This is a genomic window from Embleya sp. AB8 (assembly GCF_049739465.1).
Taxonomy (GTDB): domain Bacteria; phylum Actinomycetota; class Actinomycetes; order Streptomycetales; family Streptomycetaceae; genus Embleya.
In genome coordinates, this window is sequence record NZ_JBMHHY010000006.1 from 202,885 (window position 1) to 224,885 (window position 22,001).

The window sequence follows — 22,001 nt, forward strand, 5'->3', positions numbered from 1 at the left end:
AAGTCGCCATCGGATCTTCGTCCCTGCCGATAAGGGGGTGTCACCCCTCGCAGGAGAGAGGCTTGACCTCGTGCTCGTACTCGTCGCTCCCGGACAGGGTGCCCAGACGCCCGGATTCCTCGCCCCCTGGCTCGACCTCGACGGCGTGGCCGACCGGCTGCGCTGGTGGTCCGCCGTCACCGGCCTCGACCTGATCCACTACGGCACCAAGGCCGACGCGGACGAGATCCGGGACACCGCCGTGGCCCAGCCGCTGCTCGTCGCCTCAGGTCTGGTGGCCACCCTCGCGCTGTTCCCCAACCCCGCCGACGCGGCCCGCGTGGTCGGCGCCACCGCCGGCCACAGCGTCGGCGAGCTGACCGCCGCGGCCGGCACCGGGATCCTCAGCGCCGAGTCGGCGCTGACCCTGGTCCGCGAGCGAGGCCGGGCGATGGCCGCGGCCGCCGCGGTCACCCGGACCGGGATGAGCGCGGTGCTCGGCGGCGACCGGGAGACGGTGCTCGCCAAGATCGCCGAACACGGCCTGACCCCGGCCAACCTGAACGGCGCCGGCCAGATCGTCGCGGCCGGCACCCTGGAGCAGCTCGCCGCGTTCGCCGCCGACCCGCCGGAGAAGGCCCGAGTACGGCCGCTGGCGGTGGCCGGCGCGTTCCACACCGAGCACATGGCCGCCGCGGTGAGCCGGCTCGCCGAGCTGGTCCCCGGCGTCACCGTGCGCGACCCGCGCACCCCGTTCATCTCCAACTCCGACGGCGCCGTGCTGCACGACGGGCACGACGTGGTCAAGCGGCTGGTCACCCAGGTCTCCAACCCGGTGCGGTGGGACCTGTGCATGGAGACCATGAAGAACCTGGGCGTCACCGGCCTGATCGAGGTCGCCCCGGCGGGCACCCTGACCGGGCTGGCCAAGCGTGCCCTGCCCGGCGTGGCGACCGTCGCGCTCAAGACCCCGGACGACCTCGAGGCCGCCCGCGACCTGATCGACACGCACGGCGGCACCGTCACGACGCAACCGGCGCCATCCGCTCTGCACTCGGCCGCGAACCCACCCGGCCGTGAACCCGTACGGGAGGACCACGCGTGAGCGCATCCATCACCCCCCGCGCCGGAGCCGCGCACGCGCGCATCCTCGGCGTCGGTGGCTACCGTCCGAGTCGGATCGTGCCCAACTCCGAGCTGGTGGACCGGATCGACTCGTCCGACGAGTGGATCCAGTCGCGTTCGGGGATCCGGACCCGGCGCTGGGCCTCCCCCGAGGAGACCGTCGCCGAGATGTCGATCGCGGCGGCCGGCAAGGCGCTCGCGCACGCCGGCCTGGACCCCGCGCAGGTGGGCTGCGTGATCGTGTCGACAGTCACCCACCTCAAGCAGACCCCGGCGATCGCCACCGAGATCGCCCACCGCCTGGGCGCGGGCGGCGGCCGGGCCGCGGCCTTCGACGTCTCTGCGGCCTGCGCGGGCTTTTGCTACGGCGTCTCGCTGGCCAGTGACATGGTCCGCGGCGGCAGCGCCGAATACGTCCTGGTGATCGGCGTCGAGCGACTGAGCGACCTGACCAACCTCGACGACCGCGGCACCGCGTTCATCTTCGGCGACGGCGCCGGCGCGGTCGTGATCGGACCCTCGACCACCCCGGGCATCGGTCCGGTGGTGTGGGGCTCGGACGGCTCGCAGGCCGAGGCGATCACCCAGACCGTCGACTGGAACGATCTGCGCGACAACCGCGACCAGGACTTCCCCACGCTCAAGATGGAGGGCCAGAAGGTCTTCCGCTGGGCCGTGTGGGAGATGGCCAAGGTGTGCGAACAGGCCCTTGACGCAGCCGGCGTCAAGGCCGAGGACTTGGACGCGTTCATCCCGCACCAGGCCAACATGCGGATCACCGACGCGATGATCAAGGCGCTGAAGCTGCCGGCCGAAGTACCGGTCGCCCGCGACATCGCCGAGAACGGCAACACGTCGGCGGCGTCCATCCCGCTCGCGATGGAGCGCATGCTCGAAAGCGGCGAAGCGGTCAGCGGCGGCACCGCGCTGATCATGGGATTCGGGGCGGGCCTCGTCTACGCCGGCCAGGTCATTACGCTTCCGTAGTCCCCCGTCGGCCGCCGGAAGGCGCCGATCGGACATGCAGTACGGCTTCACCTGTCACCGCAGCAGTTTTTTCCAATCGAGGAGCAACATGGCTACCACCCCGGAAGAGGTCCTCGCGGGCCTCGCCGAGATCGTCAACGAGATCGCCGGCGTCGACGAGGAAGACGTCGAGCTGGACAAGTCGTTCATCGACGACCTGGACGTGGACTCGCTGTCGATGGTCGAGGTCGTCGTGGCGGCCGAGGAGAAGTTCGAGGTCAAGATCCCGGACGACGACGTCAAGGGCCTGAAGACCGTTCGCGACGCGGTGGACTACATCGTCAAGGCCGCCTAGGTCCGATGTAGCGCCGGTCGTTTCCCGGGCCGGATTCGCGTCCGCGAGTCCGGCCCGGTCCGTCGCAGAACCACACCGGGCCCGGCCGCGCCACAGTCCGAAGTCGCCGGATCGCCCGAATCAACAGCGTGAGAGTGAGAAGACAGTGAAGTCGACCGAGCGCAACGACGCCACGCGTGCCGTGGTCGTCACCGGTCTGGGCGCGACCACGCCGGTCGGCGGCGATGTCGCGACCACGTGGTCCGCACTGCTCGCGGGCACGTCCGGCGCGCGGGCGCTGACCGAGGAATGGGCCGCGCAGCTGCCGGTCACCTTCGCCGCCCGGATCGCGGTCGAGCCGCTCGAGGTCATGCCGAAGGTCGAGGCGCGCCGTCTGGACCGCTCCGGCCAGTTCGCCATGATCGCCGCGCGCGAGGCCTGGCGGGACGCCGGTTACGCGGCGAAGAACAGGGCCGACGAGGACACCCCGGACGCGCTCGTCGTGGATCCGGTCCGCCTCGCCGTGGTGATCGCCTCCGGCATCGGCGGCGTCACCACCCTGCTCGACGCGTGGGACATCTTCAACGAGAAGGGCCCCCGTCGGGTCGGCCCGCTCACCGTCCCGATGTTGATGCCCAACAGCCCGGCCGCCAACGTCGGCATCGAACTGGGCGCGCGGGCCGGTGTACACACCCCCGTCAGCGCGTGCGCCTCCGGCGCCGAGGCGGTCGCCTACGGCCTGGAGATGATCCGCGCCGGCCGCGCCGACGTGGTGGTCTGCGGCGGCACCGAGGCGGCGATCCACCCGCTGCCGATGGCCGCCTTCGCGAACATGATGGCGATGTCCAAGCGCAACGACGAACCACAGCGCGCGTCGCGCCCGTACGACAAGGGCCGGGACGGCTTCGTGATGGGCGAGGGCGCGGGCGTCCTGGTCCTGGAGAGCGCCGAATACGCGGCGGCCCGAGGGGCCCGCGTCTACGCCGAGGTCGCGGGTGCCGGACTCACCTCCGACGGCCACCACATCGCCCAGCCGGAGCCGACCGGCCGCGACATCGGCCGCGCGATGGCCCAGGCCATCGAGGACGCCGGGCTTGACCCGGCCGAGATCGTGCACATCAACGCGCACGGCACCTCCACCCCGGCGGGCGACGTCACCGAACTCAAGGCGATCCGCGCCACCCTGGGCGACGCGGCGGCCGACAAAGTCACCGTCACCAGCACCAAGTCGATGACCGGACACCTGCTCGGCGGCACCGGCGCGGTCGAGTCGGTGGCCACCGTGCTGGCCCTCTACCACCGCACCGCGCCGCCCACGATCAACGTGGACGACCTCGACGACGAGGTCGACCTGGACATCATCCGGGGCGAGGCACGCACCCTGCCCGACGGCGACATCGCCGCACTCAACAACTCGTTCGGCTTCGGCGGTCACAACGTCGTGGTGGCCTTCCGCCGGTAGCCGCGCTCCGCGCGGCCCCCCTTGTTGCCGCGCTTCGCGCGGGGCGGCTTCGCCGCCGGCGGCCTCCGGCCGCTCTCCTCGCTGCGCTCGTCGATCACTCGTCGACGATCAAGTCGTGGGCGCTGACGCGCCGAGGGTTGGCCGGGTAGGGGTCGCGACCCCTAAGACAACCCGCTGCCCGGGAAGCGACGACCTCCTGCTCTGGGGGACCGAAGTACTGGTCCTGACAAGCGCCGAAGTCGCCGTCCGGGGGCGCGGTCGCGGTCGTCCGCGGCCCGTACCGGTGCCACCTCGCCGAGGTTTGCGATCCGTCGGTCGAGCCGACGCCGGCGGCCGAACACGGGCAGGTCACGGGCGGTTTGCGCCGGATGGTCGACCTCGGCGTGGTGGGCGAGGCGAGCGGTCCGGACGAGAGCCGGATCACCGTCGCGAAGGCGATCGCCACGGCGCCGCGAGTCCGGGGCGCACACCGCGACATCCCGCGCCGAGACCCGCTCTCGGCCCGAAGGCGGAGACGCGAGCGGCCCTTCCGGATGATTCGGAGGGGCCGCTCGCGTCGGTATGTCTATACGTATGTCTTCTTCCCGGGGCTCCCCCGCACGCTCAGACCACCTGGTGCAGCCAGCGCACCGGGGTGCCCTCCCCCGCATAGCGGAAGGGCTCCAACTCGTCGTCCCACGGCTTGCCGAGCAGCTTCTCCACCTCGGAGCGCAGATCGACCTCCCCGCGCGCCGCCCGCCCGAGCACCGCGCGCAGCCGATCCTCCGGGATCAGGATGTCGCCGTGCGCCCCCGTGACGGCATGGAAGATGCCGAGGTCGGGGGTGTTGCTGTAGCGCTCCCCCTCGGCGTTGGCCGAGGGTTCCTCGGTGGCCTCGAATCGCAGCAGGTGCCACCCGCGCAGCGCCGAGGCCAGGCGCGACGCAGTACCGGGCGTGCCCTGCCAGGACAGCTCCGCCCGCAACATGCCGGGCGCCACCGGCTGGCGGACCCAGTCAAGACTCACGCGCACGCCAAGAACGCCCGCTGCGGCCCACTCGACGTGCGGGCACAGCGCACGCGGCGCGGAGTGCACGTACAGAACTCCACGTGTCGTCACCGGGACCTCCAGGCTTCAAGGACGAGGTTCGCCTTCCCCAGCGGCCTCAACCCTTGTCTCGGACTGCCTGTTCGAATCCCGGTCTTCCATTGTGCCCCACAGACCACGGATGTACCACAAGCACCAGTTGCTGTCCGTAATCACATGTGGGCAATTGTCCGATGCGAAGGAACAATTCGTTACTCACCGTCTCGGAATGGTGAGCCACTGCACTCAACGTGCCCGGCCGCCGACAACGCCACTCCCGGCAGTGTCGGCCTTCACACGAAGGAGTGACGTACCGTCGATGAACATCGTCGTGTCGATGCTAGGGGGCGGAGGGGGCGGCGTGGGTAGGAAACGGCGAGTAGGGGTGGCAACCACCACGACGGTCGCGGCACTGTTGACGTTGTCCTCCTGTCTGGGCTCGGACGGCGGCGGCAAGTCCGCCCCGGCCGCGGTTGGTACCAACCCGGCGGCCGATCCGACCACCGGCCAATCCGCGAAACCCGGCAACCCGACCGCGTCCGAACGGCCCAGCGAGAAGGCGCCCGTCGCCGAGTCGCCGGCCACCGCGACCACACCGGCCAAGCCGCGCTCGATGGCCGCGCTCGGCGACTCGATCACGCGCGGCTTCGACACGTGTTCGCCGCTTCAGGACTGCCCGGACAAGTCGTGGGCCACCGGCACCTCGGCCGAGGTGAACTCGCACGCCAAACGGTTGGGGCTGCCCGAGAACGCGGTGTTCAACGACGCCAAGACCGGCGCGAGGATGGCCGATCTGGCCGGTCAGGCTCGCGCGGCGGTCGACCAGCGGGCCGAATACGTGACGATCCTGATCGGCGCCAACGACGCGTGCCGGTCCGCCGAGGACGAGATGACCTCGCCGAGCACGTACGAAAGCCAGTTCAAGGACGCGCTGCAGGTACTGCGTACCGGTCTGCCGCACGCGCGCGTGCTCGTGGTCAGCATTCCGGACGTGGGGCGGATGTGGGAGACCGGGCACGACGAGTTCCTGGCCCGCACGGTGTGGTCGGTGGCCGGCGTCTGCCAGGCGATGCTGGAGGACCCGCAGTCGACCAAGCCCGACGCGGTCGACCGTCGGCAGCGGGTGCGCGACCGGGTGACCGCCTACAACGCGAAGCTGCGCGAGGTGTGTTCGTCCTGGTCCAACTGCCGGTACGACGGCGGGGTGGTGAACACCCAGCGGTTCGGCAAGAACGACGTCAGCCACTGGGACTGGTTCCACCCCAGCGTGTCCGGTCAGCGCACGCTCGCGGAGGTCACCTCACGCCAGGGATACACATGGGGATAGCCCGTACGAGTGATTTCCCTCCCGGTATCCCCCAAGAGCCCGCTAAGCTCTGACTCGACTACGGAAAAGAGTCGCCCGACAACACACAGCGACCAACCGCCCGACCGGGCACATACGGCACGAGAAAAGCGCAGCGAGAGCACCGACCTGAAATGGGTGGGGCGGGTGGGACTCGAACCCACGGCCAGAGGATTATGAGTCCCCTGCTCTAACCAGCTGAGCTACCGCCCCTTACCGTCCACTGCCGGACGGCCTGACGCAGCATAACCGGTCAGGCCCGACCAACGCCCGGGGGGATCCTCGCGGGCGTGGTCTCGTCCTGCCCGAAAGTGCTCGAAACCCGCCTTCGAGCGGGCGTGCACGACGGGCACTCGTGGTGCGGGGCCGGCGTGCGGACGCCTGTTTACGACGGGTCGCACGCGGTCACTCGGTTGACCTGATGCCACGTCTCGTCGTACCGAGGAGCAGACCATGCGCGCTGTCGCCGTGACCGAGTTCGGAGGCGACCCGAAGGTCGTCGACGTACCGAAACCGACGCCCGGCCGGGGCGAGTTGCTGGTGGAGGTCGCGGCGGCGGCGGTCAACCCGTTCGACTGGAAGGTCGCGGACGGGATGCTCGCCGGGTCGATGGAACACACGTTCCCGCTCGTGCTCGGGGTGGACTTCGCAGGCACCGTGGTCGACAGCGGTCCGGGGGCGACCCGATTCGCGATCGGCGACCGGGTGTTCGGCTCGGCGCTGCGCGCACCGGTCGGCGCGGTCGGCGCCTACGCGGAGTTCCTCACCGTCCCGGACACCGGCCCGATCGCCTCGGCGGCCGACCTGGACCCGGCCCAGGCGGCCACGCTGCCCACCGCCGCGGGCACCGCGCTCGGCCTGTTGGAGGCAGGCGGCATCCGGGCCGGCCAGACCGTCCTGCTGGTCGGCGCGGCGGGCGGCGTGGGTACGTTCGTCACCCAGCTCGCTGCGGCGCGCGACATTCGGGTGCTGGCGGTGACCCGGGGGGTCGGGCAGACCAAGATGGGCGCGCTCGGCGCGGCCGAGACCTACGACGCGAGCGGCGGCATCGTCGTGGCCAAGGTCCGGGCGAACTACCCCGACGGCGTGGACGCGCTGATCGACCTGGTCTCCGACGCCGCCGACTTCGCCGACTACGCGAGCCTGATTCACGCCGGCGGAACGGCCGTGAGCACGCTGTTCGCGGCCGACCCGGAGGCACTGTCCACGCGGGGCGTCAAAGCGATCAACCACAACCAGAAATCCACCCCGGCCCTCTACGACCAGTTGGCCGACGAACTGAGAGCCCACCGCCTGACCGTCCCCATCGAAGCCCGCCTCCCCCTGTCCGACACCCCGACCGCCATCGCCCGAAGCCGCCTCGGCGGCGCCAGGGGCAAAACGGTGATCATCCCGTAGCCCCACGGGCTCCTTGCACGCGGCGAGAGCATCGCCGGCCCGGCCGGCGCTCGAGGCGACGCCGCCTCGGCGGGCTGGCCCGGGAGTTCGTCCGACACCGGGATATCTGACTGGCCGTCAGCCCACCGAGCATCCCGAGCACGAGGTCGGCGACCCGTGGGTGGTGCTGGCGAGGCAGTACCGGGGACCGCTACGCACGGCGGGGCGGGCGCCGGTACTTCCGCAGCCGCAAGCCCGGGGCGTGCTACCGGAGTTCCGGGCCCGCGCCGGGAGCGCGTGAGGGGAACGCACGGAAGCGCCCGCCGGGTGGGACCGACGGGCGCTTCCGGTGGCTCCCGCAATTGGACTCGAACCAATAACCTGCCGGTTAACAGCCGGCTGCTCTGCCAATTGAGCTATGCGGGATTGCGTTGGACCGCCGGGCGGTCGCTGCGTGGAATACATTAGCGCATTCCGTGGGGTGGCCCGCACCAGGGTTTTTCCGGTAGGACCTCACAGGTTGCCTACGCACCGCGCCCGGGTAGGCGCTGACGTGCACGGGCGGGACAAACGACCGCGGAGGACACCATGATCAACAAGCTCACCTTCGTCACCGGCCTCGCCATCGGCTACGTCCTGGGGGCGAAAGCCGGGCGTGAGCGGTACGAGCAGATCCGGAAGTTGTCCGGCACGGTGGCGGGCAGCCCGCCCGCGCAGAAGGCCGGACACGCGGCGGCCGAGCTGGGCCGCGGCGCCGGTGCCAAGGCCGGCCGGGCGATCGGCGAGCACCTGCCCGAGCGGGTCGGCCGGCACCTGCCGGACCGGTTCGGCGGACACGGCGGCACCAACGGCGCGTCCCCGGCCTCCTCGCGGCCCGGCCAGGGGCTGTAGGCCGCCCGACGCCGACAGGGGCCGTAACACCACCACGCGGGCCGGGCAGCCACATCCCCGGCCCGCGTCGCCCTGTCACCCCCGGCGGTGCCGACCGCCCGGCTCCGCGCCCTCCCGAGGCGGCGCCACCGCACCCGGGTGCAGCCGATCACGCACATCGCGGTATTGCTGCCGGACCGCGTCGCCCAGGGCGAGCGCCTCCTCGTCGGATTCGGCGAACGCGCCGACCCCCGCCGGCCACCCCGGCAACTCCCCGAACAGCGCCCACGCGGCCTGCCGGGCCGCGCCGAGCGCGACGAAGCGGCCGGCGAGCGCCGCCGGGGGCACCGCGGTGGGCAGCCCGAGCAGCGCCGGCGCGACCTCCGCCACCGCCGCCGAGCGGGCCCCGGGCCCGACCAGGATCAGCCGGTTCACCGCCACGTCGTGGTCGCGCAGCACGTCCAGCGCGTCGGCGAGACCGCACAACATCCCCTCCACCGCGGCCCGCGCCAGGCCCGAGGGCGTCATGCTCTCCAGCCGCAGCCCGGTCAGCGTGCCCGCCGCGTGCGGCAGGTCGGGGACCTGCTCCCCGTCGAGGTAGGGCAGCAGGACCAGCCCACCGGCGCCCGGCGTGGACTCGAGCGCGATCCGGTCGAACTCCTCGGCGTCCACACCGAGCGTCGTGGCGGTGCCGCGCAGCACCCGGGCCGCGTTGACGGTGCGCACCCTGGGCAGATACCGCCCGGTGGCGTCGGCGTAGGAGCCGACCACCCCGGTGGGGTCGGCCACCGCCACCGGGTGCGGCGCGAACACCGTGCCGGTGGTGTCGACGGACAACACCACGTCGCCGTCGGCCAGGCCCGCGCCCAGGGCCAGGGCCGCCTCGGCACCGGTGCCGGCCGAGACGAGGATGCCCTCGGGGGTGCGACCGGCGGCGCCGCCGGGGGGCAGCACGATCGGCGTGCGCGGCACCCGGCCGATGGCCAGGTGCAGCAGGTCCTCGCGCCACTCGCCCGTGATGGCGTGGTAGCCGGTGGTGGAGGCGTCCGCGTGGTCGGTGACCGGTTCCGGCGGGCAGCCGAGCAGTTGCCAGGTCACCCAGTCGTGCGGCAGCAGTACGGACGCGATCCGGGTCACCGCCTCCGGTTCGAACCGGGCGAAGCGGCGCAGTTGGGCGATCGCCGAGGACGAGCCCGGTACCGAGCCGGTCGCCGCCGTCCACGCGGCCGGCCCGCCGAGCGCGTCCACCAGGTCGGCGCCGGCGCCGGAGGCCGAGCGGTCGTCGTCGGGCAGCGGATGGCCGAGTACCACCCCCTGGGCGTCCAGCGGGACCGCGCCGTGGTTGGTCGCGGCCACCGCGATCGCCGCGACGCCGTCGAGCAGGCCGCCCGCCGCGGCCTCCCCGAAGGCTCGCAGCCAGGCACCGGGCGTGGTCGCGGCGCCGTCGGCGTACCCGGCGCGGCCCTCGCGCAGGGGCGTACCGGTCGCGGCGTCGCAGACGAGGATGCGCAACTGGCGCGCTGAGCAGTGCACCCCGGCGACGAGGGTGGCGGTCGGGCTTGTCGGCATGGGCGAATTCTGACAGCAGACGAGGCCCGGAACGGTAGGGATCAGTCGAGATAGCCTCGCAGTTGCTCGGAGTAGGACCGCTCGCGGAGCCGGGACAGGGTGCGTGACTCGATCTGGCGTATTCGCTCCCGGGTCACCCCGAAGACCCGGCCGATCTCCTCGAGGGTGTGCGGTTCGCCGTCGGCGAGGCCGTAGCGCAGTTGCACCACCTGCCGCTCGCGGTCGCCCAGCGTGGACAGCAGCGCCTCCAGGTGTTCGCGCAACATCAGGTAGGCGGCGGCCTCGGCGGGCGAGGTGGCGTCGGTGTCCTCGACGATGTCGCCCAGGATCACCTCGTCCTCGCCCACCGGGGTGTGCAGCGACACCGGTTCCTGGGCCAGCCGCAGGATCTCGGTGACCCGCTCGGCGGTGAGGTCGAGCACCGCGCCGACGTCCTCGGCGGTGGGTTCCTCGCCGTGCTCCTGCAGCAGTCGGCGCTGCACCCGGATGACCCGGTTGATCAGCTCGACCACGTGCACCGGGACCCGGATGGTGCGGGCCTGGTCGGCCAGCGCCCGGCTCATCGCCTGGCGGATCCACCAGGTCGCGTAGGTGGAGAACTTGTAGCCGCGGGTGTAGTCGAACTTCTCCACCGCTCGGATCAGCCCCAGATTGCCCTCCTGGACCAGGTCGAGCAGGCCCAGGCCGCGACCGACGTAGCGTTTGGCGATGGAGACCACCAGGCGCAGGTTGGCCTCGATGAGCCGGCGCTTGGCCCGGACACCGTCGCGGACCAGGGTGGTCAGTGCGTCGCGGGCGGCGGGGTCGGCGGGCGGGTCGGCGCGCAGGCGTTCCCCGGCGAACAGGCCGGCCTCGACCCGGCGGGCCAGGTCGACCTCGTCGGCGGCGCCGAGCAGCGGCACCCGGCCGATCTCGCGCAGGTATTGGCGCAGCAGGTCGGCGGACGAGCCGCCGGTCTCGGCCGGCCGCGCGTCCTCGCCGTCGCCGTCGGAAGCGGGCTCCTCGGCGGGTTCGGCGGGGGTCGGCGCGGGTGGTTCGGGTGGCGCGGTTCCTGGGGTGGCGTGCTCCGTGAGGACGGTGGCCGGGCCCGGTTCAGGCTCATCCGTCCGGTCCGTGTGGGCGGGGTCACCGCCGGGCGTTTTCCCCCCTATGGTGTGCCGATGCACCTTCCCCAGTCTGCTGTACGAGGGGGCCCGTAGCCGAGAGCCCGGCGCCAAATTCTCGCTGGCCGGCGGCGGTTCGGGCCGGCCGACGTGGCCGGGTGGGCCGGGCGGGGTCGGTTTCCCGCCGCCGGGTCAGCCGCCCGGGGCGTAGAGCGCTTCGGCGCCGCGGTCGAGCAGGGCGCGCTTGTACGTTTCCAGGGTGGTCAGTTCCTGCCAGACCAGCGCGTAGTCCTGCGCGTCGCGGACCGGATCGATGCGCAGCAGGCGGGACTTGGCGTCGGCGATCCGGCGTTCGGCGGAGAACACCCGCAGTCGGACCAGGTTGCCGTCGGCGTAGGCCCGGTCCGGCTCGGCGGTGCGGTGCATGCTCTCCACGGCCAGTTCGGTGACCATGTGCCGCACGGTGTCGTCGGGCGCGGCGGCGCGTACCTCGCCGACCCAGTTCGGGGTCTGCGCAAGCTCGCAGCACACCCCGCCGGCCGCCGCGACGGCGGTGCGCACCGCGGCGTACGGCGGTGCGGTGAACTCGTCCGTCTCGAAGTGGTCGAACGCGGGCGCGACCAGCAGGGGGGCCTGGAGGGCGAGTTTGAGCACCTCGCGCTGGACCGCCTGGCGCGAGTCGCGCGGATCCGGTCGGAAACCGGCCGGCCGTCGGGGAGCCGGTGCCTGCGGACCGTCGGTGGGCGCGGCGCGCCCCGGGCCGGTTCCCCGCTCGCCGCGCGCGGTGCGCTCGCGCTGCCAGCGGTTGACCTGGGCGACCCGGCCGACCACGAACTTCTCGTCCAGGAAGCCGAGCATCGAGTCCAGGCGGACCGCGTAGGTGTGCCGCAGGGCCTGGTCCTTGATGCCCGCGATGACCGGCGCGGCGGCGTCGAGGGCGGCCACCCGGCCCTCGGCGGTGGACAGGTCGTGGCCCTCGATCCGGGACTTGATCGCGAACTCGAAGAGCGGGACGCGCGCGTCGATCAGGCCGAGTACCGCGTCGTCGCCGTGCGCGAGGCGCAGGTCGCACGGGTCCAGGCCGCGTGGCTCGACCGCGACGAAGGTGCGGGTGACGAACTTCTGGTCCTCCTCGAAGGCGCGCAGTGCGGCCTTTTGGCCGGCCGCGTCGCCGTCGAAGGTGAAGATCACCTCGCCGCGGAACTCGCCGGAGTCCATCAGCAACCGGCGCAGCACCTTGATGTGCTCGTCGCCGAAGGAGGTGCCGCAGGTGGCGATCGCGGTGCCGGCGCCGGCGAGGTGGCAGGCCATCACGTCGGTGTAGCCCTCGACGATCACCGCCCGGCCGGACTTGGCGATCTCCTTCTTGGCCAGGTCCAGGCCGTAGAGCACCTGGGACTTCTTGTAGATCGGCGTCTCGGGGGTGTTCAGGTATTTGGGGCCGTTGTCGTCGTCGTAGAGCTTGCGCGCGCCGAAGCCGATCACATCGCCGGTGATGTCCCGGATCGGCCAGATCAGCCGGCCGCGGAAGCGGTCCATCGGGCCGTTGCGGCCCTCGCTGGCCAGGCCGCCCTCGAGCATCTCCTGCGGGGTGAAGCCCTTGCCGCGCAGGAACCGGACCAGGTTCTCCCAGCCCTTGGGCGCGTAGCCGAGGGAGAACCGCTCGGCGGCGTCCTGTTCGAAGCCGCGGTCGGCGAGGAACTGGCGGGCGGTGGCCGCCTCGGCGCCGCCGAGTTGTTCGGCGAACCAGGTCGCGGCGATCTTGTGCGCCTCGACCAGGCGGGTGCGGCGGCCCTGCTGGCGGCCGGGGGTGTAGCCGCCCTCCTCGTAGTGCAGCTCGATGCCGTACTGCTGGGCGAGCCGCTCCACGGTCTCGGAGAACGTGGTGTGGTCCAGGCGCATGACGAAGTCGAGTACGTCGCCGCCCTCGCCGCAGCCGAAGCAGTACCAGAGGTTCTTGGCCGGGCTGACCTGGAAGGACGGGGACTTCTCGTCGTGGAAGGGGCACAGCCCCTTGAAGTTTCCTCCGCCCGCGTTGCGGAGTTGCAGATGTTGTTCGGCGATCTCCGCGATGCGTGCCGTCTCGCGGACCCGCCTGACGTCTTCCTCACGGATACGGCCGGCCACGATCGTCGAGTCTACGGGTCCGCGCGGTGCGCGTCGGCGGGGACCGGCCGGCTCATCGGCCGCTGCGGCCGGTGGTGAGCACGGCGTGCAGGGTGAGGGCGGCCCGGTCGGTGAGCGAGGCGACCTGGTCGATCACCACGCGCAGTCGCCCCGCGTCGTCGGGCGCCTGGATCCAGTCCTCGCGCAGCGACGCGTCCAACTGCTCCGGGGCGCCGGCCGCCAGCAGTTCGACCAGTTCGGTGAGCACCGCGCGCTGGCGCTCGCGCAGTTGCTCGGCGCCCTCGCGGGCCATCACGTATCGGGCGGTGACCGCCTTGAGCACCGCGCATTCGAGCCGGATCTCGCGCGGGACGATCAGGTCGGCGGCGTAGCGGGTGACCGGGTCGGTGCCGGAGCGCTCGCGGGTGGCGTGTTCGGCGGCCAGGCAGAAGCGGCCGATCAGGCCGCTGGTGGCGTTCTTGAGCCGGGCCTGGGCGCGGCGCGAGCCGTCGTAGCCGGCCGGCCAGAAGTCCTGCGCGAGCAGCCGGTCGAGCGCCTCGCCGAGTTCGTCGGCCGCGCAGTCCGGACGGTAGCGGCGCACGGTCAGGTCGAGCAGTTCGCGTCGCTCGCCCGCGTCGCGCAGCCGGACCAGGTCGAGCCGGTGCGACTGGACCGCGTCCTCCAGGTCGTGCACCGAGTAGGCGACGTCGTCGGACCAGTCCATCACCTGGGCCTCCAGGCAGCGGCGGTTCGGGTCGGCGCCCTCGCGCACCCAGTCGAACACGGCTCGGTCGTCGTCGTAGACGCCGTAGGAATGGCCCTGGAAATCGACCTGCTCGCGGCGCGGCCACGGGTATTTGAGCACCGCGTCCAGGCCGGCGCGGGTCAGGTTGAGGCCGACGCTGCGGCCGTCGGGGGCGAACGTCTTGGGTTCGAGCCGGGTGAGCAGGCGCAGGCTCTGCGCGTTGCCCTCGAAGCCGCCGCAACTCTTGGCCGCTTCGTCGAGCGCGCGCTCCCCGTTGTGGCCGAACGGGGGGTGGCCCAGGTCGTGGGCCAGGCACGCGGTCTCCACCAGGTCCGGGTCGCAGCCGAGGGCCTGGCCCAGCTCACGGCCGATCTGGGCACATTCGAGCGAGTGGGTGAGTCGGGTGCGCGGGCTGTCCTGGCCCGCCGCGGCGCTCTCCCCGGGGGTGACCACCTGGGTCTTCCCGGCGAGTCGGCGCAGCGCGGCCGAGTGCAACACCCGGGCCCGATCGCGCTCGAACGAGGTGCGGCCGCGCCGCTTGTTGGGCTCGCGGACCCAGCGGGCGAGGTCGGCGGCGCCGTATCGCCCCGGTCCCGGTCGTCGTACTGCCGCATCTGCTGTATCGCTGTCCACTTGTCCACATTAAGGAGTCGTACCGACATTCGACGAAGACCGGGCCGCCAACAACACACGAAGCCTTCACCGCGCGTCGGACAACTTGCCGCGCAGCCGAGGCGCCGCCTCGGTGTGGATCCGAAGGCGCGACCACGGGCGACACCGAGCACCCAGCCGCTCCGGGACGGTGGGCGTACCGACATTCGACGAAGACCGGGCCGCCAACAACACACGAAGCCTTCACCGCGCGTCGGACAACTTGCCGCGCAGTTGCAGGACCGCCTTGGTGTGGATCTGACAGGTGCGGCTCTCGGTGACGCCGAGCACCTGGCCGATCTGGGACAGGGTCAGGCCCTCGAAGTAGTAGAGCGTCACGACGGTCTTCTCCCGTTCCGGCAGCGCGTTGACGGCGCGCGCGAGCAGGTGGCGCATCTCGCGGGTCTCGGCCACCTCGACCGGGTCGTCGGCGGTGGTGTCCTCCAGCGTGTCCACCAGGCTGAGCCGATCGCCGCCGTCCTGCCCGGTGTGCAGCAGCTCGTCCAGGGCCATCACGTTGATCAGCGAGAGCTGGCTGAAGATCGCGTGCAGGTCTTCGAGCGCGATGCCCATCTCGCGCGCGACCTCGACCTCCGAGGGGGTGCGGTTGAGCTTGGCCTCCAGGCCCGCGTACGCCAGTTCGACCGCGCGGGCCTTCTGCCGGACGGATCGGGGGATCCAGTCGAGCGCGCGCAGCTCGTCGATGATGGCGCCGCGGATGCGGCTGATCGCGTACGTCTCGAACTTGATCGCGCGGTCGAGGTCGAACTTCTCGATCGCGTCGATCAGGCCGAACATTCCGTACGAGACGAAGTCGGCCTGGTCCACATTGGCCGGAAGACCGACGCCGACGCGCCCGGCGACGTACTTCACGAGCGGCGAGTAATTCAGGATGAGGCGTTCCCGCAGGGCGGGGTCCCCCGAGCGCTTGAAGTCGCTCCAGAGGTTTTCCAGCGCGCGGTTGGAAGCGCCACCGTCCTCGACGGTGACGGCCGGTCCGTCCTCGGACGCGGCCGCGGTGGCGCTCTTACGCCCTGGGGTTTGCTTGGGCATACGTGGCCTTGAGTCGTTCCACGGAGACGTGCGTGCAGATCTGGGTCCTCGCGAGCGTAGCGTGACCTGGCGACTCCCGAGCGCTACGAAAATCGCCGGGGGCGGGGTTCGCCCGGGCCACGCGGTCGGCACCGGCCTCGCGCGACGCGCGCGAAGGGCCCGCCGACCCGGCCCGCGCACCCGCCGGAGGCGCAGGTCGGAGCGGGTACGCGGGGCCTCCGGCCGGCTCGGCCCCGAAGTCCCGCGCCGACCCGCCGCAACGCCGCCCACCGGCCCGGATCCACCGATCGGGGGCGCACGGAAGCCATCGGTACGCGGCGGCCGCGCACTCCGGCGCACCCGCACCGGGCAGCGTCGGACCGGTATGCCCGAGCCATGCAGCCCCCGACCGAACCCGAACGGGTGTACCCAACCCCGCCTCGCCCGCACCCGAACCCACCGACCGCCCCAGGTCACACCCCCACACGGGCGTGTCGCCGACCGGCGCAACACCCGCCCGGGCGGGCGTGCCGTCGCCCGGCGCGCCGGCGCCTGTCGCGCAGGCTCGGGTCGACGGCGGTCGGGTGGACGCGATGTGGTGGCCGCGGTGCCCGGGTCGGGGGTCCCCGGGGAACGGATCGTGGGCCGGGCGGGCTCGGGTGGGTGGGGTTTCGACCGGCGGTGGGGTGGGTTCGGCGGGCCCGGCGTCCTCGGGCCTGCTCGCCTCGGTCACGGGGTATGGCACCTCCTCGATTGCGCCTCCCCTCACGGTGATGATCACTGCGGCCCCAGGTCAAGCACCGCCACGGCGACGCCACCCCTTCGAGGTGCGATCCACCAGTTCCCGAGCCGCCAGGACGTCGAGCCGGCGCCGGGTGGCGGCCGGTGCCACCCCCGCCTCGCGCGCGATCAGCGCCGTCGACAGCGCGCCGCGGGTGGGTACCACGTCCAGGATCCGGCGCGTCTGCGGTGCCAGGTCGTCCCCCGGGCGGGTCGGCCCGGACAACATCGGCGCCAGGTCGTCGCCGATCAGCCCCACCTGCTCGACCACCTCGGCCGCCCGGGTCACCAGCACCGACCCCGGCTCGCGCAACAGCGCGTGTACGCCCGCCGAACTCGCCGAGCCGATCGGGCCCGGCACGCCCATCACCTGCCGACCGAGCAGCGCGGCCCGCCGGGCACTGATCAGCGCCCCGCTGCGCAGCGCCGCCTCGACCACGACGGTGCCTCTGGTCAGCGCGGCGATCACCCGGTTGCGCTCCACGAAGCGGTAGCGGGTGGGATGCGCGCCCGGTGGCAACTCGGTGACCACGGTACCCAGTTCGGCGATCCGGGCAAGCAATCGCTCGTGCCCGCGCGGGTAGTTCACGTCGATCCCGCAGGCCAACACCGCGACGGTCCGACCCGCCACCGCCAGCGCACCGCGATGCGCCGCGCCGTCCACGCCGTAGGCGCCGCCGGAAACCACCGTCCAGCCCAGCTCGGCCAGGTCGGCGGCCAGCGTGCCGGCCACGTAGGTGCCGTAGTCGGTACAGGCCCGCGAACCCACGACCGCCACCGACCGCAACGCGGCCGGCCGCAGCGACACCGCGCCGCGTACCCACAGACCAAGCGGCCCGGCGTCCCCGAGGTCGTCCAACTGGGTCGGCCAATCCGGGTCCCCGGGAACCACGAACGCGCCGCCGAGCTCGGCGATCAGTTCCAGATCCGCCTCCGGATCATGCGGCCCCAACCGAACCCGATACCCGGCCGGATCCCGCCGAGCCAACTCGACCGGCAACGTCCCGTGCCCCCGCAGATCCCGCAGCAGCCGGTCCGCACCATGGTTTCGCACCGCGCGCCCGAAGGCCGCGTCCCCCGGCTCCACCAGCCGACTCAACGCCGCCCGAGCCACCCGCTCCGCCCGCGCGTCCCGCCCACCGAACTCCCCCTCAGGCCACGGCAACGGCTCCACCCCGATCACCCCCGACGCGCGCCTTCACGGTTTCCGGCCGTCGTCGTCGGCCTGCTCGCCTCGGGCGATGCCGGTGCGCAGTTCCAATGCCGTGTCCACGTCCGTCCGCGTCGGCCGCTCGTGCTCGCGCAGATCGGCGATGGTCCAGGCGACCCGCAGGACCCGGTCCAGGCCCCTCGCGGTGAGCAGGCCGCGTTCCAGGTCACGGGCGGCCTGGTCCAGGGCGTCGGGGGCCAGGGACCAGCGGGTGCGCAGTTCGCGGCCGGGGATCTCGGCGTTGACCGTCCAGCCGGTCCCGGCCAGCCGCCTGGCGGCTCGTTCCCGGGCCGCCAGCACCCTGGCCGCCACCACCGCGGAGGACTCGCCCGCGCCCTCCGGGGCGAACAGTTCCGCCCGGGAGACCGCGTCCACCGTGACCCGGACGTCGATCCGGTCCAGCAGCGGCCCGGACAGCCGGGACAGGTACTTGTGCCGCATCAGGGACGAGCACGTGCAGTCCAACCCCCGCCCGGCGAACCGCCCGCACGGGCACGGATTGGCGGCCAGGACCAGCAGGAACCGGGCCGGGAAGCACAACATCCCGCCGCTGCGCGCGACCGTCACCGTGCCCGATTCCAGTGGCTGGCGCAGCGCGTCCAGGACCCGCCCGCTGAATTCCGGGCTCTCGTCCAGAAAGAGCACCCCACGATGGGCCAGGGACACCGCGCCCGGGCGGGGCAGGCCGTTGCCGCCGCCCACGATCGCGGGCATCGTCGCGCTGTGGTGCGGCGCGCAGAACGGCGGCGTGGTCACCAGCGGCAGGTCCGGCCGCAGGGTGCCGGCGATCGAGTGCACGGCGCTGACCTCCAGCGAGGCCGGGCCGTCGAGCGCGGGCAGGATCCCGGGCAGCCGCTCGGCCAGCATCGTCTTGCCCGCGCCCGGACAACCGAGCAGGAACAGGTGGTGCCCGCCCGCCGCGCACACCTCCAGGGCCCGTCGGGCCCGCTCCTGACCGGCCACGTCCGCCAGATCGGCGGGCCCCGCCCCCGGCGGCCCCGCGGCCAGTGTGCCGACCACCGCCAGCGGGTCGGGGCCGAGCCCGACGTCGGTCACCGCCTGCTCCTGGACCGGCACCGGCTCACCGCGCAGCAGCGCCAGCAGATGCCGCAGCGAGGTCACCCCGCGCACGGTGACCCCCGGCACCAACTCGGCCTCGCCGGCCACCGCCGCGGGCACCACGACCCGGGTGCAGCCCGCCGCCGCCGCGGCCAGCACCGCCGGCAGCACCCCGCGCACCGGCCGCAACCGCCCGTCCAGGCCCAGTTCGCCGACCATCACCAGGTCCTCGATCGCTCCCGGATCCAGCACTCCGGCGGCGGCCAGCACCGCCGCCGCGATCGGCAGGTCGAACCCGGATCCGGTCTTGGGCACGGTGGCCGGCGACAGGCCCACCGTGAGCCGCCGCTGCGGCCATTCCTCGCCGCTGTTCACCAGCGCCGCGCGGACCCGCTCCTTGGATTCGACCAGGGTCTTGTCCGGCAGACCGACCAGTGTGAAGGTGGTCACGCCCGGCTCCAGGTCGGCCTGTACCTCGACCACCACGCCGTCCACGCCGAGCAGGGTGACCGATCGGGTGCGAGCGAAGGCCATCTCAGCCCACCCCCCGGACGTGCTCGACCCGGGCCGCCCCGCGCATCGCCGGGATCACCGCGACCAGATCGATCCGCACCTCGCGCGCCGGCGGTCCGGCCGCCGGGTGCGCGAGCAACCAGCGCTCGGCCAGCACCCGCAACCGCTCGACCTTGACCGCGCCCAGCGCCGCCAGCGGATGCTCGAAGCCGCCCGCCCGCCGGGTCTTGACCTCGCACACCACCAACGTGCGCCCGTCCCGCGCGACGATGTCGATCTCGCCGTCCCGGCAACGCCAATTGCGGGCGAGCACGGCCATCCCGGCCTCGGTCAGATACCGCGCCGCGACCCGTTCGCCATATCGCCCCACCGCGCTGTTGCGCGTTTGCCGGGCCCGCCCGCCCCGGCCTTGCCCGCCACCCCTGCCCGTGCGCACCACGACCACCTCCGGCCTCCACCGTGCGGGAGTCGGAGGTGGTCGCGCGCCGCCCCGGGCCGGCCTGTGTACAACTCGGCCGTTGTGGACACCTCGGTTGCGGGCCTGCCGGATTCGCTCAGCCGCCGAACCCTTCGTTGCCCGAGGGCATCTCGAACTCGCTCTTGGTCAATTCCTCGACGTTGACGTCCTTGAAGGTGAGGACGCGGACATTCTTCACGAAACGTGCGGGTCGATACATGTCCCACACCCACGCGTCCGCCATGGACAACTCGAAGAAGACCTCCCCGTCGGCCGACCTCACGTGCAGCTCGTACTGGTTGGTGAGGTAGAAGCGCCTTTCCGTCTCGATGACGTACTTGAAGAGACCCACGACGTCGCGGTACTCGCGGTAGAGCTGGAGCTCCATCTCGGTCTCGTACTTTTCGAGATCTTCCGCACTCATGCGCGCCCCTCGCTCCTGCGCTTCGCTGACGCCTCCCATTGTGTACCGGCGACCGTCGCGACCACCGGCGCACCATGGCTCAACCGTCCGGGACACCTCCGGCGGCCCATGCTCAGTCGTTCCACCACTCGAACGGCTCGTCGATCAGCTCGCCCGCCAGGAACACCCGGAGCAGCTCGGGCAGCCGGCCCGGATAGAACCGCACCCGCGCCGCCTCGATCTCGGCCACCGGCCACCACACCGCCTCCTGGTACTCGGCCAGCTCGTCGGCGGTCCACGCGGAGCGGTCCTCGCAGACCTTCGGCGCCCGGTCGGCGATCCGGATCAGGACCACGAACTCGTGCTGCACCCGCCGATGCCCCGGCCGCACCCAGGTCACACTCCGCCGCCAGGTGGGCGGCCCCACGTCGGCCGGCTCGATGCGCAGGCCGGTCTCCTCCCGGATCTCCCGGACCGCCGCGTCCACGTAGTTCTCGCCGGGGTCGAGCCCGCCGCCCGGCAGGTCGTACCACTCCGGCGGATCGGAGTCCGGCACCAGGGTGCGAAACAGCAGCACCCGATCGTCGGGGTCGAGCAGCACCACACGCACCGCGCGGCGCTCCAGGTCGGGGGCCAGATCGGCGGGATAGTCCGGAACCGGCTCCGGCACGTCCCCGGGCCAGGACACGGGTTGAGTCGTCATCCTCGGATTGTGCCCCGAGTCGCCGACGGCCGGGTCACCCGGGAAGCGAGTCCCCGGGCGACCCGGCCGTGGCGAACGGCGCGACGGTCAGGCCGGCGGCGCTCCCGAGGGAGTGCGCGTGACGTCCCGGACCTCGGGCAAATCGCCCGCCCCGGCCCGCCGCCGGCGTCGCCACAACACCATCGGCACCGCGCCGACCAGGCCGGCCGCGAGCGGCGTGTTGCCGATCACGTCCAGGCCCAGACCGGGCTGGTCGAAGGTGCCCGGCACACCGAGCCCGTGGATCCGGTTCAGCGGCCACACCACGGTGAACGCGCGCCCGATCACCCGGTCCTTGTCCACCGTCCCGTTGAACGGTTGGTCCATGTGATAGCGCGAGTCGGAGGAATTGTCCCGGTTGTCGCCCATCAGCCAGAGCCGGCCCTTGGGCACGGTCACGTCGAACACCCGCGTCGACGGGGCCACGCCCTTCTTCAGGTACGAACTCTCGTCCAACGGTTTCCCGTTGACCATCAGTCGGCCCTGCGCGTCACAACACTGGACCCGGTCGCCGCCGACCCCGATCACCCGCTTGATCAGGTCCTTCTCGTCGGCGGACGGCATCAGGCCGACCCACGACATGCCCTTCTGCAGACCACGAACCACCGCGTTGTCGGACTGCTTGGGGGCCTCCTGGAGCCAGTTGCCCGGGTCGTGGAAGACCACCACCTGACCGCGCTCCGGCTCCGCGCCGAACCACGGCGAGAACTTGTTCACCAGTACCCGGTCGCCGACCTTGATGGTGTTCTCCATCGACTCCGAGGGAATCGAGAAGGCCTGTACCAGGAAGGTCTTGATCAGCAGCGCGAGCACGATCGCGATCAGCAGCAGCAGGGGCAGTTCCTTCCAGAACGAACCCTTCTTCTTCTTGCGCCGCTCACCCGAGTCCGAGGCACCCTCGTCGTCCCCGGAGCCCGCCGGCTCCGCCGACTCACCGGAGTCGCCCGGACCGCCGGGACCGTCCGGACCATCGGCATCCGGCGGCGCACCGTCGCCCGGGCCACCGGGCGCGGGCCTCGGCTGCACCGGCGGGAAGGTCGGCGTCGCGTCGGCGCCGACCGCGGCCGCCGGTCGCTGCACCGGATCGGGTGGCTGCCCGGGTCCGTCC

19 protein-coding genes and 2 tRNA genes are annotated in these 22,001 nt (G+C 72.4%); 7 read left to right on the plus strand and 14 right to left on the minus strand.

Features of this window, described 5'->3' with window-relative positions; genetic code table 11:
• Positions 1–70 precede the first annotated feature (70 nt).
• From ABIA38_RS10955 to fabF, 4 genes are all read left to right on the plus strand, one after another.
• On the plus strand, positions 71–1,084 hold the full coding sequence (locus ABIA38_RS10955) for an ACP S-malonyltransferase (RefSeq protein WP_424638331.1): 1,014 nt from the start codon (positions 71–73) through the stop codon (positions 1,082–1,084).
• Positions 1,081–2,091 (plus strand): beta-ketoacyl-ACP synthase III, encoded by a 1,011-nt coding sequence (locus ABIA38_RS10960; RefSeq protein ID WP_424638332.1) that lies wholly within the window; start codon positions 1,081–1,083, stop codon positions 2,089–2,091. Before ABIA38_RS10955 ends, ABIA38_RS10960 begins: the two co-directional genes overlap by 4 nt.
• 88 nt (positions 2,092–2,179) lie before the next feature.
• Positions 2,180–2,425: an acyl carrier protein gene (locus ABIA38_RS10965; protein ID WP_424638333.1), complete on the plus strand. Its 246-nt coding sequence runs from the start codon at positions 2,180–2,182 to the stop codon at positions 2,423–2,425.
• A 145-nt stretch (positions 2,426–2,570) separates the two neighbouring features.
• Positions 2,571–3,866 carry a beta-ketoacyl-ACP synthase II gene (gene fabF, locus ABIA38_RS10970; RefSeq protein WP_424638334.1) on the plus strand — a complete coding sequence of 432 codons (1,296 nt, stop codon included), beginning with the start codon at positions 2,571–2,573 and terminating at the stop codon, positions 3,864–3,866.
• A 603-nt stretch (positions 3,867–4,469) separates the two neighbouring features.
• Here fabF and ABIA38_RS10975 read toward each other — a convergent pair.
• Positions 4,470–4,964 (minus strand): DUF3145 domain-containing protein, encoded by a 495-nt coding sequence (locus tag ABIA38_RS10975; RefSeq protein WP_424638335.1) that lies wholly within the window; start codon positions 4,962–4,964, stop codon positions 4,470–4,472.
• A gap of 352 nt (positions 4,965–5,316) precedes the next feature.
• Here ABIA38_RS10975 and ABIA38_RS10980 point away from each other — a divergent pair, with 352 nt between their 5' ends.
• The gene (locus ABIA38_RS10980; RefSeq protein WP_424638336.1) at positions 5,317–6,258 is read left to right on the plus strand and encodes an SGNH/GDSL hydrolase family protein; all 942 of its coding nucleotides are present in this window, start codon (positions 5,317–5,319) and stop codon (positions 6,256–6,258) included.
• Between the two features lie 157 nt (positions 6,259–6,415).
• Here the strand turns inward: ABIA38_RS10980 and ABIA38_RS10985 are convergent.
• A tRNA-Ile gene (locus tag ABIA38_RS10985) sits at positions 6,416–6,489 on the minus strand.
• A 240-nt stretch (positions 6,490–6,729) separates the two neighbouring features.
• Between ABIA38_RS10985 and ABIA38_RS10990 the strand changes: the two genes are divergently transcribed.
• On the plus strand, positions 6,730–7,674 hold the full coding sequence (locus ABIA38_RS10990) for an NADP-dependent oxidoreductase (protein WP_424638337.1): 945 nt from the start codon (positions 6,730–6,732) through the stop codon (positions 7,672–7,674).
• Positions 7,675–8,003: 329 nt separating this feature from the next.
• On the opposite strand, the gene ABIA38_RS10995 is transcribed toward ABIA38_RS10990, so the two are convergent.
• Positions 8,004–8,079, minus strand: a tRNA-Asn gene (locus ABIA38_RS10995).
• 162 nt (positions 8,080–8,241) lie between these two features.
• Here ABIA38_RS10995 and ABIA38_RS11000 point away from each other — a divergent pair.
• Positions 8,242–8,544: a YtxH domain-containing protein gene (locus ABIA38_RS11000; protein ID WP_424638338.1), complete on the plus strand. Its 303-nt coding sequence runs from the start codon at positions 8,242–8,244 to the stop codon at positions 8,542–8,544.
• Between the two features lie 75 nt (positions 8,545–8,619).
• Here ABIA38_RS11000 and ABIA38_RS11005 read toward each other — a convergent pair whose 3' ends face one another.
• The 11 genes from ABIA38_RS11005 to lepB all read right to left on the minus strand — a co-directional run bounded on the left by ABIA38_RS11005 (position 8,620) and on the right by lepB (position 21,973).
• Entirely contained in the window at positions 8,620–10,092 is a 1,473-nt protein-coding gene (locus ABIA38_RS11005; protein WP_424638339.1) for an FGGY-family carbohydrate kinase, read from the minus strand.
• Between the two features lie 41 nt (positions 10,093–10,133).
• Complete coding sequence (locus ABIA38_RS11010; protein ID WP_424638340.1) at positions 10,134–11,258, minus strand: RNA polymerase sigma factor; 1,125 nt, start codon at positions 11,256–11,258, stop codon at positions 10,134–10,136.
• Positions 11,259–11,387: 129 nt separating this feature from the next.
• Positions 11,388–13,322, minus strand: a complete 1,935-nt coding sequence (gene dnaG / locus ABIA38_RS11015) for a DNA primase (RefSeq protein ID WP_424638341.1) — start codon at positions 13,320–13,322, stop codon at positions 11,388–11,390.
• A gap of 52 nt (positions 13,323–13,374) precedes the next feature.
• Positions 13,375–14,679 carry a deoxyguanosinetriphosphate triphosphohydrolase gene (locus ABIA38_RS11020; protein ID WP_424638342.1) on the minus strand — a complete coding sequence of 435 codons (1,305 nt, stop codon included), beginning with the start codon at positions 14,677–14,679 and terminating at the stop codon, positions 13,375–13,377.
• Positions 14,680–14,901: 222 nt separating this feature from the next.
• Positions 14,902–15,750 (minus strand): RNA polymerase sigma factor WhiG, encoded by an 849-nt coding sequence (gene whiG, locus ABIA38_RS11025; protein WP_424638343.1) that lies wholly within the window; start codon positions 15,748–15,750, stop codon positions 14,902–14,904.
• Positions 15,751–16,522: 772 nt separating this feature from the next.
• Positions 16,523–17,683, minus strand: coding sequence for a DNA-processing protein DprA (gene dprA, locus ABIA38_RS11030; RefSeq protein WP_424638436.1), 1,161 nt, complete (start codon positions 17,681–17,683; stop codon positions 16,523–16,525).
• 24 nt (positions 17,684–17,707) lie between these two features.
• Positions 17,708–19,312, minus strand: coding sequence for a YifB family Mg chelatase-like AAA ATPase (locus ABIA38_RS11035; protein ID WP_424638344.1), 1,605 nt, complete (start codon positions 19,310–19,312; stop codon positions 17,708–17,710).
• Between the two features lies 1 nt (position 19,313).
• Positions 19,314–19,727: a YraN family protein gene (locus ABIA38_RS11040; RefSeq protein ID WP_424638345.1), complete on the minus strand. Its 414-nt coding sequence runs from the start codon at positions 19,725–19,727 to the stop codon at positions 19,314–19,316.
• 118 nt (positions 19,728–19,845) lie between these two features.
• The gene (locus ABIA38_RS11045) at positions 19,846–20,172 is read right to left on the minus strand and encodes a DUF2469 domain-containing protein (RefSeq protein ID WP_020553228.1); all 327 of its coding nucleotides are present in this window, start codon (positions 20,170–20,172) and stop codon (positions 19,846–19,848) included.
• 112 nt (positions 20,173–20,284) lie between these two features.
• On the minus strand, positions 20,285–20,854 hold the full coding sequence (locus ABIA38_RS11050; protein ID WP_424638346.1) for an NUDIX hydrolase: 570 nt from the start codon (positions 20,852–20,854) through the stop codon (positions 20,285–20,287).
• An 87-nt stretch (positions 20,855–20,941) separates the two neighbouring features.
• On the minus strand, positions 20,942–21,973 hold the full coding sequence (lepB, locus tag ABIA38_RS11055) for a signal peptidase I (protein WP_424638347.1): 1,032 nt from the start codon (positions 21,971–21,973) through the stop codon (positions 20,942–20,944).
• Positions 21,974–22,001 lie beyond the last annotated feature (28 nt).

Coding starts and splice junctions, on each gene's coding strand:
- ABIA38_RS10965 (WP_424638333.1), top strand. CDS start 2,180: ATGGCTACCACCCCGGAAGAGGTCCTCGCGGGCCTCGCCGAGATCGTC.
- ABIA38_RS10990 (WP_424638337.1), top strand. CDS start 6,730: ATGCGCGCTGTCGCCGTGACCGAGTTCGGAGGCGACCCGAAGGTCGTC.
- ABIA38_RS11000 (WP_424638338.1), top strand. CDS start 8,242: ATGATCAACAAGCTCACCTTCGTCACCGGCCTCGCCATCGGCTACGTC.
- ABIA38_RS11005 (WP_424638339.1), bottom strand. CDS start 10,092: ATGCCGACAAGCCCGACCGCCACCCTCGTCGCCGGGGTGCACTGCTCA.
- whiG (WP_424638343.1), bottom strand. CDS start 15,750: ATGCCCAAGCAAACCCCAGGGCGTAAGAGCGCCACCGCGGCCGCGTCC.
- ABIA38_RS11035 (WP_424638344.1), bottom strand. CDS start 19,312: ATGGCCTTCGCTCGCACCCGATCGGTCACCCTGCTCGGCGTGGACGGC.
- ABIA38_RS11045 (WP_020553228.1), bottom strand. CDS start 20,172: ATGAGTGCGGAAGATCTCGAAAAGTACGAGACCGAGATGGAGCTCCAG.
- ABIA38_RS11050 (WP_424638346.1), bottom strand. CDS start 20,854: ATGACGACTCAACCCGTGTCCTGGCCCGGGGACGTGCCGGAGCCGGTT.